Source organism: Pseudomonas sp. LAMO17WK12:I5 (genome assembly GCF_900215165.1).
GTDB classification, from domain to species: domain Bacteria; phylum Pseudomonadota; class Gammaproteobacteria; order Pseudomonadales; family Pseudomonadaceae; genus Aquipseudomonas; species Aquipseudomonas putida_A.
This window is the reverse complement of sequence record NZ_OBDS01000004.1, coordinates 104561-119344: the sequence shown is the minus strand read 5'-3', so window position 1 is coordinate 119344 and position 14784 is coordinate 104561. Positions and strand designations below refer to the sequence as shown.

The 14784-nt window shown below is 59.7% G+C and carries 14 protein-coding genes; 2 read left to right on the top strand and 12 right to left on the bottom strand.

The window, feature by feature from the left end; translation table 11 throughout:
* Window positions 1-568: 568 nt before the first annotated feature.
* From CRO59_RS08300 to CRO59_RS08250, 11 genes are all read right to left on the bottom strand, one after another.
* On the bottom strand, window positions 569-1366 hold the full coding sequence (locus CRO59_RS08300) for a MetQ/NlpA family ABC transporter substrate-binding protein (RefSeq protein ID WP_027611172.1): 798 nt from the start codon (window positions 1364-1366) through the stop codon (window positions 569-571).
* 167 nt (window positions 1367-1533) lie between these two features.
* On the bottom strand, window positions 1534-2466 hold the full coding sequence (locus CRO59_RS08295) for a sigma 54-interacting transcriptional regulator (RefSeq protein ID WP_097086853.1): 933 nt from the start codon (window positions 2464-2466) through the stop codon (window positions 1534-1536).
* 56 nt (window positions 2467-2522) lie between these two features.
* The gene (locus CRO59_RS08290; RefSeq protein ID WP_097086851.1) at window positions 2523-3104 is read right to left on the bottom strand and encodes an alpha/beta hydrolase; all 582 of its coding nucleotides are present in this window, start codon (window positions 3102-3104) and stop codon (window positions 2523-2525) included.
* A 292-nt stretch (window positions 3105-3396) separates the two neighbouring features.
* On the bottom strand, window positions 3397-3798 hold the full coding sequence (locus CRO59_RS08285) for a biopolymer transporter ExbD (RefSeq protein WP_003220570.1): 402 nt from the start codon (window positions 3796-3798) through the stop codon (window positions 3397-3399).
* Window position 3799: 1 nt separating this feature from the next.
* Window positions 3800-4525, bottom strand: a complete 726-nt coding sequence (locus tag CRO59_RS08280; RefSeq protein WP_096797442.1) for a MotA/TolQ/ExbB proton channel family protein — start codon at window positions 4523-4525, stop codon at window positions 3800-3802.
* Window positions 4526-4569: 44 nt separating this feature from the next.
* Window positions 4570-5385, bottom strand: coding sequence for an energy transducer TonB (locus CRO59_RS08275; protein ID WP_097086849.1), 816 nt, complete (start codon window positions 5383-5385; stop codon window positions 4570-4572).
* A gap of 274 nt (window positions 5386-5659) precedes the next feature.
* A complete protein-coding gene (locus CRO59_RS08270; RefSeq protein ID WP_097086847.1) occupies window positions 5660-5995 on the bottom strand; it encodes a hypothetical protein in 336 nt (111 codons plus the stop codon).
* Between the two features lie 55 nt (window positions 5996-6050).
* Window positions 6051-6374, bottom strand: coding sequence for a hypothetical protein (locus tag CRO59_RS08265; protein ID WP_007963450.1), 324 nt, complete (start codon window positions 6372-6374; stop codon window positions 6051-6053).
* Between the two features lie 162 nt (window positions 6375-6536).
* Window positions 6537-6863: a hypothetical protein gene (locus CRO59_RS08260; protein ID WP_096797777.1), complete on the bottom strand. Its 327-nt coding sequence runs from the start codon at window positions 6861-6863 to the stop codon at window positions 6537-6539.
* Window positions 6864-7052: 189 nt separating this feature from the next.
* A complete protein-coding gene (locus tag CRO59_RS08255; protein ID WP_097086845.1) occupies window positions 7053-8396 on the bottom strand; it encodes an aryl-sulfate sulfotransferase in 1344 nt (447 codons plus the stop codon).
* 23 nt (window positions 8397-8419) lie between these two features.
* On the bottom strand, window positions 8420-10780 hold the full coding sequence (locus CRO59_RS08250; RefSeq protein WP_097086844.1) for a TonB-dependent receptor: 2361 nt from the start codon (window positions 10778-10780) through the stop codon (window positions 8420-8422).
* Between the two features lie 165 nt (window positions 10781-10945).
* On the opposite strand from CRO59_RS08250, the gene CRO59_RS08245 reads away from it, so the two are divergent.
* Together CRO59_RS08245 and CRO59_RS08240 are read left to right on the top strand one after the other, a co-directional pair.
* The gene (locus CRO59_RS08245; protein ID WP_097086842.1) at window positions 10946-11890 is read left to right on the top strand and encodes a LysR family transcriptional regulator; all 945 of its coding nucleotides are present in this window, start codon (window positions 10946-10948) and stop codon (window positions 11888-11890) included.
* Between the two features lie 215 nt (window positions 11891-12105).
* On the top strand, window positions 12106-13722 hold the full coding sequence (locus CRO59_RS08240; RefSeq protein ID WP_097086840.1) for an alkaline phosphatase family protein: 1617 nt from the start codon (window positions 12106-12108) through the stop codon (window positions 13720-13722).
* 110 nt (window positions 13723-13832) lie between these two features.
* Here the strand turns inward: CRO59_RS08240 and CRO59_RS08235 are convergent, their stop codons facing one another.
* Window positions 13833-14753, bottom strand: a complete 921-nt coding sequence (locus tag CRO59_RS08235) for a TauD/TfdA family dioxygenase (protein ID WP_097086838.1) — start codon at window positions 14751-14753, stop codon at window positions 13833-13835.
* Between the last annotated feature and the right edge of the window lie 31 nt (window positions 14754-14784).

Sequence of the window (14784 nt, the reverse complement as noted above, 5' to 3'; positions counted from 1 at the left end):
TATAAAAACAAGAATTTAAATACCGTTAAAGCATATTGATATCACGCAAAAAACTATCCTGTGGGTTTGCCGGGAAGGAATAAGAAGGCTATTTTCCCTTGCGCTGTAGGAAGGATCTTTTTTGCATGAAAGCCCTCCAAGGACGAACAGCTTTTGGCCAGACTCCCCCGGCCAAACCATTACAAGGAAGACAACATGGACGTAAAAGTGCCGCAGCGACTGGATCCGCAGGACATCGTGAAATTGCTCGTGGCGTTGCGCCGGGCGTTGAAGGCTCAGGTAACCTGAGGTCAGGATCAACAGCACCCTCACCCCCAGCCCTCTCCCCGAGGGAGAGGGGGCCGACCGCAGTGTCTGGCGATTAACATCGACCTGAAAGATCGAGTCGATTATGGATTCGGCAGAAAACTTTCACGTCGGTGTACTTCTACAGCATCCCCCAATCAGTCCCCTCTTCCTTTGGGAGAGGGCTAGGGTGAGGGGCTTTTCAACGCAGGCACAAAAACGCCGATGACCATCACTGGCCATCGGCGTTTTCATACCTTGAAGGGGTGGTTCAAGCGGCGAATCAGAACGCCGGCAGTACCGCGCCGTTGTACTTCTTCTCGATGAACGCTTTGACTTCAGGGCTGGTCAGGGCAGCGGCCAGTTTCTTGATGGCGTCGCTGTTCTTGTTGTCCTCACGGGCCACCAGGAAGTTCACGTAAGGCGAGTCAGCGCCTTCGATCACCAGCGCATCCTTGGTCGGGTTCAGCTTGGCTTCCAGCGCGTAGTTGGTGTTGATCATGTCCAGATCAACTTCCTTCAGCACACGTGGCAGAAGGGCCGATTCCAGTTCCTTGAACTTGAAGTTGTGCGGGTTCTTGGCGATGTCCTTAGGGGTCGCCAAGGCGTTTTTCGGATCTTTCAGTTCGATCAGGCCAGCCTTCTGCAGCAGGATCAGCGCACGGCCGCTGTTGCTGCCTTCGTTCGGGATGGCGATGGTCGCGCCGTCTGGCAGATCAGCCAGTTTCTTGTACTTGCTCGAGTAGCCACCGAACGGTTCAACGTGGACGCCTTGCACGGTCACCAGGTACTTGGACTTGTCGTCCTTGTATTTGCCGGCGTTGAAGCTGTCCAGGTAAGGCTTGGTCTGGAAGTAGTTGGCATCCAGACGCTTCTCGCCAACCTGCACGTTCGGCTGCACGTAGTCGGTGAAGACCTTGATTTCCAGATCCACGCCTTCTTTGGCCAGGGTCGGTTTGATCAGCTCGAGAATTTCCGCGTGCGGCACCGGAGTCGCCGCCACCACCAGTTTCTCGCCAGCCTGGGCCAGGGAAGCAGTCAGAGCAGCCGCCAATGCGGTAAACAACAGAACCTTTTTCATGCAGTGTCCTTATCGAGAATCACGGTCGCGAATGGCGACGGCTATTAATACGAGTGCCAGTGAAGTGCTATCCCCGGCGTGAAGCGGACAATACCGGGATTTTTTATTCCCGCACAATAACGTTTATTCACTTTGATATTCCATTTCGTTCATACAGAACCGAACGGCTACAACTGCTGGCTCAAACCAATCAGCAGATCTTTCAAAGCCTTACGTTCGTCGACGCTGCCGCCGATGTTGATTTGTGCCACCAGTCGTTCGATCTGAAGCTGCGGCTCAGACGCTTCGGGCAGGTTCAGGTGCTCCCGCAGGATTTCATCGCCGGTACTGACCAGCAGCGCAAAGTGGATGACGTTTTCCAGCTCACGGGTGTTGCCCGGCCAACTGTGGCGCTCCAGCAGGTGCTGCGCCGCTTCGCTGATCAACGGCACCGGCAGATCAAGGCGCTGGCTGTAGATGCCGAGGAAATATTCCGCCAGCGACAGGATGTCGCCGATTCGTTCGCGCAGGGCCGGCAATTCCAGCTGACCTTCGCTGAGGTAGTGATAGAGCCGTTCGTGAAATTTCCCCGCGTCCACCGCTTGCGCCAGATCAATGCTGGTTGCCGCCACCAGCCGCACATCCACCGGGCTTGGCTGATGTGCGCCGACGCGGGTGACTTCGTGGTTTTCCAGGGCGGCGAGCAGTTTGATCTGGATCGGCAGCGGCAAGTCGCCAATCTCGTCCAGATACAAAGTGCCGCCGTTGGCCGAACCGAACCAGCCGGCGCGACTGCTCGCCGAACCGGTGTAACTGCCGGCGGCATAGCCGAACAGTTCGGCATCGGCGTAGGTCGGGCTGATCGCACCGCAGTTGACCGAGACGAACAGGCCGCTGCGATCACTGGCTCGGTGGATGTGACGGGCGAGCAACTCTTTACCGGTGCCGGTCTCGCCGCGAATAAGCACCGAGATGGCACGCGGCGCCAGGTGTTCCAGCTCTTCGCGCAACTTGCGGGAGCGGGGATCGACGAACACCAGCGCCTTGGCGCGAATGCTCAGGGGACTTTTTTCCGCATCGGGAAAGGTCAGCAACGGCTGACCGAACGTTTCGAAACTCATGGCAGACTCCCGCCCAGAACCGCCGGCAGACGGGGGCGTTCAGAAAAGAAAAAGGTTCAAGCGCGACGCCGGGCGTGGTGTTCCATACGGTTTTGCAGGCGATACAGATAAGCGAAACCCTGCTCCCAGCGCTGATGCCCAGACTTGACGTTGATGTGCCCCGCCCCGGCAAGAATTCCCGCTTCGGCGCCCCAATTGTGCGCCAGCTCCAGGGCACGCGGGGCGCTGACGGCGGCGTCGTTGTCGGAACTGACCACCTGACTGGGGAACGGCAGCAAGTCGGTGGGGATCGGGGCGAAATTGCGCAGTGCAGGCGCGCAGGCCGGACGCTCGACATCCGCCGGCGCCACCAGCAACGCGCCGCGCACCTGACGCAGGTATTGCACGGGCGCGGTGGCAGCCCAATGCGCAACGGTGATGCAACCCAGGCTGTGAGCAATCAGGATCACCGGCGTGCTGTCGGCAGCAATCGCTTCGGCCAGCGCCGCGACCCAGTCTTCACGGCGCGGCGTCAGCCAGTCGGCCTGCTCCACGCGTGCGCTGTTGGGCAGGCTGTTCTGCCAGTGGGTTTGCCAATGATCTTCTGGCGATCCTTGCCAGCCCGGCACAATCAGGTAGCGGATTGATTCGTTGCGCATGGGGGAGCTCTCCTGCGTCGTGTCTGTTCCTGATCGAGTATAGGGACGGGATTTATATTCGTTAAGGAATAAGAAGCTATTTATTAAGACCCGAAAAGAATATAAGAGATGCATCTGTGGGAGCGGGCTTGCTCGCGAATGCGGTGTCTCAGTCAACATTGATGTCGATGCAGCTGATGCTTTCGCGAGCAAGCCCGTTCCCACAATAGGTCGGTGGTGAGGCTGGTTTTGCGGAATAAAAAAAGGGCCGCACCCTGCCAAGGAGACGGCCCCGGAAAAACGTAAATCCTGTTTACCGCGCAGTGATCACCGACAATTTGGTAATCCCCGCCCGTTCAATCGAAGCCATGGCCCGCGCCACTTCGCCGTAGTTCACCCCGTCGTCGGCCTGCAATTGCACGCGCACTTCCGGGTCTTTTGCCTTGGCCGACTTAAGGTTGAATTCCAGCAAGTCCGGCTGAATTTCATCCTTGTTGATAAACAGTTTGCCGGCGCCGTCGATGCTCACCACCAGCGGATCTTTCTGCTCGACCGGCGCCACCGCTTCGGTCTTCGGCAGGTTAATCGGGATCGCGTTGGTCAGCAGCGGCGCGGTGACGATAAACACCACCAGCAGCACCAGCATCACGTCCACCAGCGGTGTCACGTTGATCTCGCTCAGCACCTCATCGCTGTCTTGCGTGGAGAAGGCCATATCAGGACGCCTCCTTCACTTTTGTCGCGTTGCCCGGTGCCGCGACCTTGTTCGCCGTCGGATGGATCAGCACGCGGAACGAGCTCTTTTGCGCCAGGCTGTAAAAGTCGTGGGCGAAGTCATCCAGATCCGCCGCCGTCAGTTTCAGACGCCGCAAAAAGTAGTTGTAAACCAGCACCGCCGGCACCGCGACGGCAATCCCCACACCGGTGGCAACCAGTGCCGCGCCGATCGGACCGGCGACGGTTTCCAGGCTCGCCGAGCCTGCCGCGCTGATGCCTTTGAGCGCCTCCATGATTCCCCACACCGTGCCGAACAGACCAATGAACGGCGACGTACTACCAATACTCGCGACCACCGCCAGACCGGTTTCCAGCGAACGCCGTTCGCGGACGATCTGCTGGCGCAAGGCACGTTCGAGACGATCCTGATGGTTGATCGCCTGGCTCAGGTCATTGGCCTGCGGCGCCTCACCCACCTGAATCGCCGCGTACCCGGCCTGAGCGACTCGTGCCGCAGCACCGGGCTGGGTTTCGCTCAACTCAGCGGCGGAATCCAGACTCGAGGCCGCCCAGAAGCGTTTATGAAACTTGCGATCCTGCGCCTTCAGACGACCGAACTGCACAGCCTTGAGCAGCGCCAGTCCCCAGGTGGCAACGGAAAAAACCACCAGCAGCCAGATCACCGCGCTTTCGATGGATTCCAGTGGAGAGGCCAGTAACGTCATGATGTATTCCCTCGTGTAAACATTTAGCGCGAATAGGTTTCGGTTTAATGAATCTTGAAATCGATGGGCACGCTGACCCAGCCGTCCTGGGCGACATCACCCTGCTTGGCCGGCACGAAGCTCCACTGCTTGACGGCATTGAGTGCCGCATCGTCGAGCTGTTGCCGACCACTGCTTTTCTGAATCTGGATCTCGCCCGGTTTGCCATTGGCCAACACGTGCACCCTTAACAACACCGTGCCTTCCCAGCCGCGACGCTGGGCCAGCGACGGATATTCCGGCGCCGGATTCTTCAAATACGCGGCGTTGGCCGAAGCCGGCGTCACGGGCGCCGGGGCCGGTGGTGCAGGTGGCGCCGGGGCGGCAACCGGAGCTGCCGGTTGTGGCGGCGCGGGTGGTTGTTCAACAGCTTTCGGTGCTGGTTTCGGAACCGGTTTGGCCACCGGTTTCGGCTTGGGCTTGGGAATCGGTTTGGGCGGCGGCGGCTTTACGGCCAACTCGTCTTCAACCGGTGGTGGTGGCTCCACGACCGGTGCCGGTGGCGGCGGTTCGACCACCGGCGGCGCGGGTGGCGCCGGCCGCGAAAACTCGATGGTCATCGGCGGAATTTCCGGCGGCACGATTGGCAACGCCGGCGTCGGATGCTGGTTGATCCAATAGATCACCGCGCCGTGCACCAGCAGCGCCAGCACGCCGAGCAGAATGGTTTCACGGCGGCTCAGAATGCCCTTGGGCGCACGCTGCAAACGCAGCTGCCCCAGCGGCACACGATGCGGCCGGCCGAGATCGACCAGTTCGCCACTCGGCGTCTGACGCCACAGCAATTCCTGTGCGCTGGCGGCGGTCTGGACATTGCCCATTGATTCACTCCCTGCGGTCTTTTTGCGAAGTACCCGACCGGTCGCCGCAAACATCCCCCGGGCGACCGGTCGTTGGGTGAATCATTGGAGCAATCGCTTATCTCCGAAAGTAACTTTTATCGATGTGTTTAGATTTTTTACGAATATAGGTTTTCGTAGATTGTCGCAAAGCCACGGCCTGCAAGGGCTGGCGCCGAGGGCTGAATTTACAATGCTTTTCAAGCATGAAAATTATTCGGCGAAGGCATGCGAAACCCGCTCATTTCGCGCTTCTTCAGCGGTTTTGCCGGATGAATTCCAGGCCATTCAACCCGATGTTGCCCATCATGTCCGCCGCGCTGCCCAGTGCCCGCAAGCGTGTGTAGGCCTGATCGGGCGAGAACATCACCCAGGCTTGCGCCGTGCCATCGGCCGTCAGCGTATTGAAAGAGATAGCAACCGGGCCTGTTGAAAAACCATGTCTGAAATGGAAATTGCCAAATGCGATCGGGTACTCGATGCCGGACAGCGACAGGGTTCCGGTGAAACTGCCGGTGCGGTCATCGCCTTCGGTCAGGGTCAAGGTTGTATCTGAAGGTTCATGACGATAAACGCCGTTGATCTTGGACATGTGCAGCATCCTTGCTGGGTGTTTTGAGAGAGAGAAACCTGGCGCGGGCTGCGCCTCATGCATGGCGAACGAAGTCGCCCGGCAGGCTGCTGACCACGCCGTCATAGGTAACGCGCACGCAGTGCCCCTGCAGTTCATGAGTGCCGCGACTTGGCGAGAACAGGGTCAGGGCGAAATAACCGTGATCCTGGTTATTGGCAATCAGCGTGACCACGGTTGGCGGCTGGTAGCCGTTGAGGCTGGCATAACGGCCACTGACAATGCCGTAGTTGATGCCTTGGTGATGCAACGTGCCGCCGAAGACCCCGGTGCGGTCATCGGAATCGACAATGGTCAGAGAGGGCCCATCGAGGGTGTTGGAATAAAGCGCGTTTTGCATGTAAGCGTCCTGCTCGAATGATTGAGTTCACCTCGAGCTTAGAATCAGACGCCAGCAAACGCTGTCATCCATAGGAAGCGCAACCAACATGAAAATGACTTATTTCATGTAAGAAAAAAGCCGCCATGCTCAATAGCATGACGGCTTTTTTGTGACACAAAATTACTGTTTAACAAACTCTCCAGCCAGACTAACAACATCACCATCAAAGTTGGTGCGCGAACCCGCCGCACGAACTTTCGAATAGGTGTGATCCGGCGAGAACAGCGCCCAGGATTGATAACCCGTGCCGTCATTCAGAGCCGCGAAGGTGATGATCGTAGGCTGCCCGGTGCTGTTCTGGAAATGGTAATGCCCGTAAGCGATGTCGTAGTTCACGCCGTTCTGGTTCAACTTGCCGCTGAAGGTGCCGTTGGAGTCGTTGCCATCGGTAATCGTCAGTTTGGCGCCAGCGTTAGCGTTTACATAAGTTCCATTAATGCTCGACATAACGTGATTTCCTTTATCGTTGGATAAGTGTCTTCCGATGAGAGCAAGTTCCCTCCTGGAAACTCACGACACTCAGGATGGTTGGCCATTCACTTATTGTCCACGCGACTTTTCAACGAAATTGCAATAAGCAGTATTCAAACCGCACATAACTTATCGCCATTCATTCGAGCATTAATTCCTTTTCAACTAACGACTGGCACTGGTCTGCTGCACTGCCGATGTCGGGGCAATCACGGCGGTCTCGGAGCGCGGCGTACCCTTCGGCACCCAGTCGTAACTCACGGGCAACGCCCGATAGACCCAGTTGCTGATCGCGTCGCTGCCCGGTGCTTTACCCAGATAAGGACTGACGTATTCCCAGACGTTTTCGCCGCCGGCCGTGACCTGGAAAAAGCGCCCGTTCATGCCTTCGTCGATCAGCGTATTGCCGTTGGGCAAACGTCGCGCGCTGCTGATGAACGAGCTATAGAACGCCCACCCCGGCTGCTTCGAATTCGCCGCGCTGTACTGCCAGACGATTTCATTTTTCTGCGGGTCGATTTCCAGCACTCGCGAGCCGGAAATCAGCCCGAGGGTGACGTTCGGATACCCCGCCGAACCCTGGTTGTCGAACACCAGCAGGTTGCCCGCACCGGGCAGCCCGACAGGGATGATGTGCGCGTCGTGCTGGCCGACAAATTGATCCACCGGACGCGGCAGTTTCTGTGCGGTTTTCGGGTTGATCAGCGGCAGGTTCGGGCCGAGGCGCCAGACCACTTTGCCGCTGTGTTTGTCGATGATTGCGATGAAGTTGGCGTTGCGTGAATCGAGCAACAGGTTGTCTGGATTGAAGCGCTTGTCCCCGGCATCGAACCACTTGTTCGGCCCGACCACGCTGAGGTTGTTGATGTGCAGGTAATCCGGGTTGTCGCTGGCGCGCACCAGCTTCAGTTGCTCCTGGGTGAAGCCGAATTCGTTGAGGTGTTCCGAGGCCAGCCACTGCCATTTCACCTGCCCGTCGGGGCTGACTTCGTAGATCGCATCGTCGATCACCTCGGGCACTTTGAAGCCTTTGACCTTGTGCACCTTGTTCGCCAGCACCACGGTATTGCCGTTGCTCAGGCGTCGCTGATCATGGTGTTGCTGCGCGGAGCCACCGGGCGCCTTGTCGCCCCACTGCCAGACCACTTTGCCGTTCCAGTCCAGCTCGCCGACGCTCTGATTGCCCAGGCCGTTACCGGCGGAGCCGAGCTTGCCCGGATCCTTGTCGCTCAGTTGCAACAGCACATGCCCGCGCTCGCCGCCGACCAGTTGCGGGTCGATGATCGCCGACGGAAACCCCGCCTGCGGCCAGGTTTTCACCTCGTTGCCGTTCATGTCGATCAGGTGCGTCTGCTTGTCGGCACCACTGAAAATCACGTATTGGTTGAACGCCTTGTTCGGGTCGTAGCGGGTGACGCCGGTCGGGTACACGCTGGGTGCGGCGAACACCGAGGTACTCAACGCTGCGCCGGATAACAACAGCGCTAAAGCGGTTTTGCCTGGCAACATGATGCAGCTCCTTGAATGACAGATCAGAAGTCGTAGCGACCGGTAACGCCGAGGGTGCGCGGCGTACCGAGCAGGCCTTCATAACCGCCGTTGCCGCCGGTCCACAGGGTCGTGTAGTAGGTCTTGTCGAAGGCGTTTTTCAGCCACAGCGAAACGTCCCACTGGCCCTGATTGAAATCGCCGCGCAGACCGGTGGACAGGTTGACCACCGCGTAGCTCGGGATCTGCCCGTAATCGGAATCCTCGACCGTGCCCACCGCTTTGGAGCGGAACGCGTAACTGCCGGTGACGTAGGGTTGCAGACCGTTGGCCAGATTCCATTCGTATTTGCCGTTGGCGTTGCCGATCCATTTCGACGCGCCGACCACCTGGTGGCCGCTGAGGTCGCAAGAGGCCGGTGCGCCCGGTGCCTGGCTGACTTCCGGCGGGCACGGTGCATCTTTGTACGAGAGGTAGCTGACGTCGTTGTACGAGCCGTTGAAGTTCAGGGTCAGGCCGCGCAACGGGATCACCGTGCTTTCAAATTCGACGCCGCGCGAGCGCACCGAGCCGGCGTTGGTCAGGTATTGCACGCGGTTGAGGTCGTCGTAGGCGTTGGTCTGATAGGCGTTGACCTGAGTCCAGAAAACGTTGGCGTTGAGCTGCAGACGCCGGTCCCACAAGGTGCTTTTGAAACCGAGTTCGGCGTTGTTCGCGCGTTCGGTGCCGATCAGCAGCGAGTCGGCGCCGGCGGTTGGCGCCGAACCCACTGCGAGGTTCACCCCACCGGATTTTTCGCCGTGGGACAGCGTGGCGTAACCGAGCAGATCATCGGTGAAGCGATAGCTGAGGTTGAGCAACCCAGAGGGGCTGGAACTGTACTGATTGAGATCGCCGGAATCGTAGGCGCCAGTGCGTCCGCGGCGTGCCGTGGCCGCTGCACCGGTGACAGTGGCGCCACCGACCGGCGCATCGCGGGTGACCCAGGCGTTCTTCTCTTCATAGGTGCCGCGCACCCCGGCGGTGAAGTCCAGGCGCTCAGTGAGGTGCCAGGTGCCTTGGGCGAACAGCGCGAAACTGTCGGTCTTGATGTGGCCGTTGCCGACGCTGCCGACGTTGGCCAGCGCACCGCGTGGCGTGCCGTTCCAGATGTCGGCCTGCGGGCCGTAATAGGCGAAGGATTTGTTGTCCAGATCCGAGCCGAAGTAGTACGCGCCCACCACGTAATCGAAGAACTCGCCCTTGGGCGAGGCCAGGCGAAATTCCTGCGAGTACTGTTTGTCTTCGACCGAAACCCCGGCGTTGTAAGTCGCCGCAACGTTGAGACCGTCGTCGTTGGCCGGGGTGAAATTCCAGAAGCGATAGGAGCTGATCGAGGTCAGGGTGAAATCGCTCGGCAGCGTCCAGTTGGCCTCCACCGACGTGCCACCCTGATGCACGGTGACGTGCTGGTCGTTGTCCAGATTGACCTTGCGGTGCGAGCCGTTGACCAGCGTCGCACCGGCGGCATTGGCCCGCGATTGGTAGAGGTTGACGCCGTTGATGGTCGGTCCGGTGTTGTACAGCACGCGGGTGCCGGCGCTGGAGTCCTCTTCGTTGTAGTCGCCGATCCAGCGCAGGTTGAAGTCTTCGTTGGGCTTGAACAGCAACTGCGCACGGAAGCCATCGCGCGAGCCACCGTTCAGGTCATGGCCGTTGTATTCGTTCTTGATATCGCCGTCGCTGCGGGTGCGATAGGCCGAGAAACGTCCGGCCAGTTGATCGTTGAGCGGCCCGGAAATCGTGCCCTTGGTCTGGAAGTAGCCGTCCTCGCCGAACGAGGTTTCGATGCTGCGCTCAGGGGTGAAGGTCGGCGCGCGGGTGCTGATGTTGATCACCCCGGCGGTGGTGTTCTTGCCGAACAGCGTGCCCTGCGGCCCGCGCAAGACTTCGAGCTGTTCGATGTCCATCAGGTCGAACACCGCCATCCCCGGACGGCCCAGATACACGTTATCGATGTACAGACCGACGCTGCCTTCCAGGCCGTCGCTCGCCGGGTTGTTGCCCAGGCCACGAATCGACACGCTGGACTGGCGCGCGTGCATGTAGGCGACGTTGACGCTCGGCACCAGTTGCTGAAGATCCTGGATGCGGTAGACGCGCTGCGTCTCCAGGGTCTGGCCGCTGACCACGCTCATCGGCGTCGGCACATCTTGCGAACTTTCCTCGCGACGGCGGGTGGTGACGGTCACGGTTTCCAGCTGCGAGCTGTTGGCCGCGGGTTTGCCGGCGGGAGCTGGCGGCGGGGTCTCGGCGTCGGCGGCGTAGCTGTGAGTCCAGCTGGCACTCCCCGCCAGCAACAGGGCTAGAGGCAGGCGTTTGAGCCGTCGTGGCGTTAAGGGTGACGCAAGGTTCAACGGACTCATGGCGCGGCTCCTGGTCAAAAAATACACAGACGTCTTCAGCGCTGCATATTCTTTTCAGTTATTTATTTATGGATTTACAAATATTTACTGCATAAGAGATTGCCTTTATAAGGAGTCGACCTAATGCATATCCAATGCATTTCCCGGATATTTTTTATGTGAAAAATGCATATCGACTTGCGCCAACTTCGTCACTTCATCGCCCTCGCCGAACAACGCAGCTTCGTCGCCGGCGCGCAGGCGGTGAACCTGTCGCAGTCGGCGTTCAGCCGCAGCATTCAGGCGCTGGAACACAGCGTCGGCTGTCAGTTGGTCGATCGCGGGCGCAAGGATCTGCCGCCGACCAAGCAGGGTCAGGTGCTGCTCGAACATGCACGGCGACTGGTCAGCGGCGCGCAGCAGATGGCCAACGAGATCAGTCAGTTCAATGGTCTGGAGGCGGGCGAGTTGCGCTTCGGTTGCGGCCCGGCGCCGGCGGCCGGATTGATCCCGCGCGCGATCGGCGCGTTCATCGGGCGCTACCCGAAAGCGCGGGTGCAATTTCAGGTCGATGACTGGCAGAGCCTGAGCAAACGCCTGCTCAGCGAGGAGTTCGAGTTCTTCGTCGCCGACACTCGACACTTCGAGGCCGATCCGGATTACCTGACGTACCGCTTGCGGCCGCGCAAATGGCATTTCTGTTGCCGTGCCGGGCATCCGTTAGCGGCATTTGAACGGGTTTCGGCCGAACAATTGATGAGCTATCCACTGGCAGTGAGCATTCGTCCGCCGAACCTGCGCAAGGTCATCGTCGACCTCAGCGGCCGCCCGGATTTCACGCCGAATGTGGAATGCGAAAACAGCTCGAGCCTGCTCAGCGTGGTGCTGCGTTCGGATGCGATCGGCATTGTCGGGGCGTATTCCGATGCGTTGCATCAGGCCAAGGGTGAGCTGGTGTGTGTGCGGATCGACGGCCTGGCGGATGATCTGGAAGAGCTGTACACCCGCTATGGGATTGTCAGTCGGGCGGGGTATCGCTTGTCGCCGCTGGCCGAGGCGATGATTGAGCAGATCAAGGCGATTGATGCGGTGGATGAGGAGGTGTGTTCGCTGGAGAATTTTGCCGTCTGACAGCACGCCTTCGCGAGCAGGCTCGCTCCCACAGAGTTAGCGTCGATCACAAATTCTGCGCTCACCACAATCCACTGTGGGAGCGAGCCTGCTCGCGAAGAGGCCGTTACAGGCGCCAATGCAATCCCCGCATAAAACCCATTCCCCAAATGCACTTGCCGAACACCCCCGCCGAAAGCGAAAACCCTCGCCTGTCTTTCTGACCGGTGAACCCCATGTCCAACCCGCAAAACCCTGTGCGCAATGTGCTGTACATCATGTGCGATCAGCTGCGCCGCGATTACCTGTCCTGTTACGGTCATCCGCATCTGCACACGCCGAACATCGATCGCCTGGCCGCCGCCGGCGTGCGCTTCAGCCGTGCCTACACCCAGGGCACGATCTGCGGCCCGTCGCGGATGTCGGCCTACACCGGGCGCTACGTCAGCAGCCATCAGGTCACGTGGAACGCCGTGCCGTTGCCGCTGGAAGAACTGACGATCGGCGATTACCTGCGCCCTCACGGCATTCGCACCGCGCTGGTCGGCAAGACCCACGCCACGGCCAATGTCGATGCCCTGCAGCGTCTGGCGATCAACCCGGACAGCGCGCAGGCCGAGGTGCTCAACGAGGTCGGCTTCGAACCCTATTTTCGCCACGACGGGATCTTCCCCGACGACCCGCTGTTCGACGACAAACGCGAGTCCGCGCCCTACACCCATTACCTGCGCGAGCAGGGCTTCGACGGGCGCAACCCCTGGCACGACTGGGCCAACGCCGCCGAAGGCGAGAACGGCGAAATCCTTAGCGGCTGGCACATGCGTCATGCGCATTTGCCAGCGCGAATTCCCGAGCAGTTCTCAGAGACTGTCTACACTACAAATCGAGCCATCGACTTCATCACCGAGCAAGGTGAGAAATCCTGGTGTTTACACCTCTCCTACATCAAACCGCACTGGCCCTACATCGTACCGGCGCCATACCACGCCCTGTACAGTACGAAATCGATTCTCGAACCGATCCGCGCGACGCCCTCCGAAGCCAGCAAACACCCCGTATACACGGCTTTTCGCCAGCATGAGGAAAGCCTCAACTTCTCCCGTAACTCAGTACGATTGAATGTAATCCCCACCTACATGGGCCTGATCAAGCAAGTGGATGATCAGCTCGGGCGGCTGTTCGATTTTCTGCAGAGCAACGGACGTTGGGATGACACCTTGATCGTGTTCACCAGCGATCACGGCGACTTTCTCGGCGATCACTGGCTGGGCGAGAAGGAGTTTTTGCTGGAACAGGCAGTGGGCGTGCCCCTGATCGTGCGCGACCCGCGCGATGCGGCGGACATCACTCGGGGCACGGTGGATGAGCGGCTGGCAGAAACCATTGATGCGTTGCCGACGTTTCTCCATGCGCTGGGCCTGCCGGGCGCCGAGCATCGGCTGGAAGGACGCTCGCTGATCCCGCTTTTACATGGAGAAAATCCCGACTGGCGCCGCTACGCCATCAGCGAATACGACTACGCCTTTCAGGCCCCGGCACGCGAGCGACTTGGCCAGCCGATCGACCGCTGCCGCATGACCATGGTGCGCAGCGAGCGCTGGAAATACCTGGCGTACGATGGCTTCCGGCCGCAACTGTTTGATCTGCTGAATGATCCGCAGGAGTTGCGCGATCTGGGTGATGATCCGGCCTACGCGGCGGTGCGCGAAGAGCATGCGGGGTATCTGTTCGAGTGGGTGCGCGGGTTGAAGCGGCGGACCACGATCAGTCATCAGGAGATTGATTTGCGTGGACAGCGGTTTCGCTATGGCGAGCCGGAGACCGAGAAGGTCGTGAAGATTGGCGTTTGGTGAATCAAAAGCTTCGCGAGCAGGCTCGCTCCCACAGGGCCATATGTTGTTCACATCCACTGTGTTCAACACATTTCCACTGTGGGAGCGGGCTTGCTCGCGAAGAGGCCCGATCAGACGCCGCCGATATCAAGTCCTTTGATTGTTTGACTGCGCTGCCCGTTCACCCCGACCGGCACCTCACCCTTGAGCGTCACCCGCCGCACGATGCGATCCTGAGTGCCGTAATCATCAATCGCATAATGCTGGGTCGAACGGTTATCCCAGATCGCCACATCACCCGCCTTCCAGCGCCAGCGCACGGTGTTTTCCTGACGAATCACATGGCTCTGCAACAGGCCGAACAGGTGCGCCGAATCGGCTTGCGAATAGCCCTTGATGCGTTTGACGAAGTGCCCCAGCAACAAGCTCTTCTCGCCGCTGATCGGATGCACACGCACCACCGGATGCTCGGTCTCGTAGACGGTCGAGGTGAAGACCTTGCGATAGCGCTCCAACTTCTCCGCCGACACGTCCGGCTTGGCCCCGGCGTAGTCGTATTCGTTGCTATGTACGGCGACCAGTTTGTCCGCCAGCTCACGCAGCTCGCTCGGAAGTTCGTTGTAGGCGGTCGCGGTGTTGGCCCACAGCGTGTCGCCACCGAAGGCCGGCGCCACCACCGAGCGCAGGATCGAGGCTTTCGGGTAGGCGTCGACGAAGGTCACGTCAGTGTGCCAGGAGTTGGCGCGCTGGCCTTCGGCCCCGTCCAGCTCCAGCAGATAACGCGTGCCTTCACGCACCGGTACGGTCGGATGCGCCACCGGCTCGCCGAGCAGATGGGCGAAGGCTTCCTGGCGCTGATCGTCGAGCTGGGTCTGCTCGCGGAAGAACACCACCTTGTACTGGATCAGCGCTTGCTGAATGGCTTCGACCGTGGCGGCGTCCAGTTCACCGGACAGGTGCACGCCACGAATCTCGGCGCCGATACGGCCGGCCACCGGATGGATTTCCAGCGCGTGGACAGCAGGTTTTACAGCGAGTGCGGCATTGCTCATGGGTAGACCCTCATCGACTGCTTGCGGTTAG

Excerpts from the sequence above, each read along its gene's own strand:
- CRO59_RS08290 (WP_097086851.1), bottom strand. The coding sequence starts at position 3,104 with ATGCGCAACGAATCAATCCGCTACCTGATTGTGCCGGGCTGGCAAGGA.
- CRO59_RS08255 (WP_097086845.1), bottom strand. The coding sequence starts at position 8,396 with ATGTTGCCAGGCAAAACCGCTTTAGCGCTGTTGTTATCCGGCGCAGCG.
- CRO59_RS08270 (WP_097086847.1), bottom strand. The coding sequence starts at position 5,995 with ATGTCCAAGATCAACGGCGTTTATCGTCATGAACCTTCAGATACAACC.
- CRO59_RS08275 (WP_097086849.1), bottom strand. The coding sequence starts at position 5,385 with ATGGGCAATGTCCAGACCGCCGCCAGCGCACAGGAATTGCTGTGGCGT.
- CRO59_RS08260 (WP_096797777.1), bottom strand. The coding sequence starts at position 6,863 with ATGTCGAGCATTAATGGAACTTATGTAAACGCTAACGCTGGCGCCAAA.
- CRO59_RS08245 (WP_097086842.1), top strand. The coding sequence starts at position 10,946 with ATGCATATCGACTTGCGCCAACTTCGTCACTTCATCGCCCTCGCCGAA.
- CRO59_RS08295 (WP_097086853.1), bottom strand. The coding sequence starts at position 2,466 with ATGAGTTTCGAAACGTTCGGTCAGCCGTTGCTGACCTTTCCCGATGCG.
- CRO59_RS08240 (WP_097086840.1), top strand. The coding sequence starts at position 12,106 with ATGTCCAACCCGCAAAACCCTGTGCGCAATGTGCTGTACATCATGTGC.
- CRO59_RS08265 (WP_007963450.1), bottom strand. The coding sequence starts at position 6,374 with ATGCAAAACGCGCTTTATTCCAACACCCTCGATGGGCCCTCTCTGACC.
- CRO59_RS08285 (WP_003220570.1), bottom strand. The coding sequence starts at position 3,798 with ATGGCCTTCTCCACGCAAGACAGCGATGAGGTGCTGAGCGAGATCAAC.
- CRO59_RS08250 (WP_097086844.1), bottom strand. The coding sequence starts at position 10,780 with ATGAGTCCGTTGAACCTTGCGTCACCCTTAACGCCACGACGGCTCAAA.
- CRO59_RS08300 (WP_027611172.1), bottom strand. The coding sequence starts at position 1,366 with ATGAAAAAGGTTCTGTTGTTTACCGCATTGGCGGCTGCTCTGACTGCT.
- CRO59_RS08280 (WP_096797442.1), bottom strand. The coding sequence starts at position 4,525 with ATGACGTTACTGGCCTCTCCACTGGAATCCATCGAAAGCGCGGTGATC.
- CRO59_RS08235 (WP_097086838.1), bottom strand. The coding sequence starts at position 14,753 with ATGAGCAATGCCGCACTCGCTGTAAAACCTGCTGTCCACGCGCTGGAA.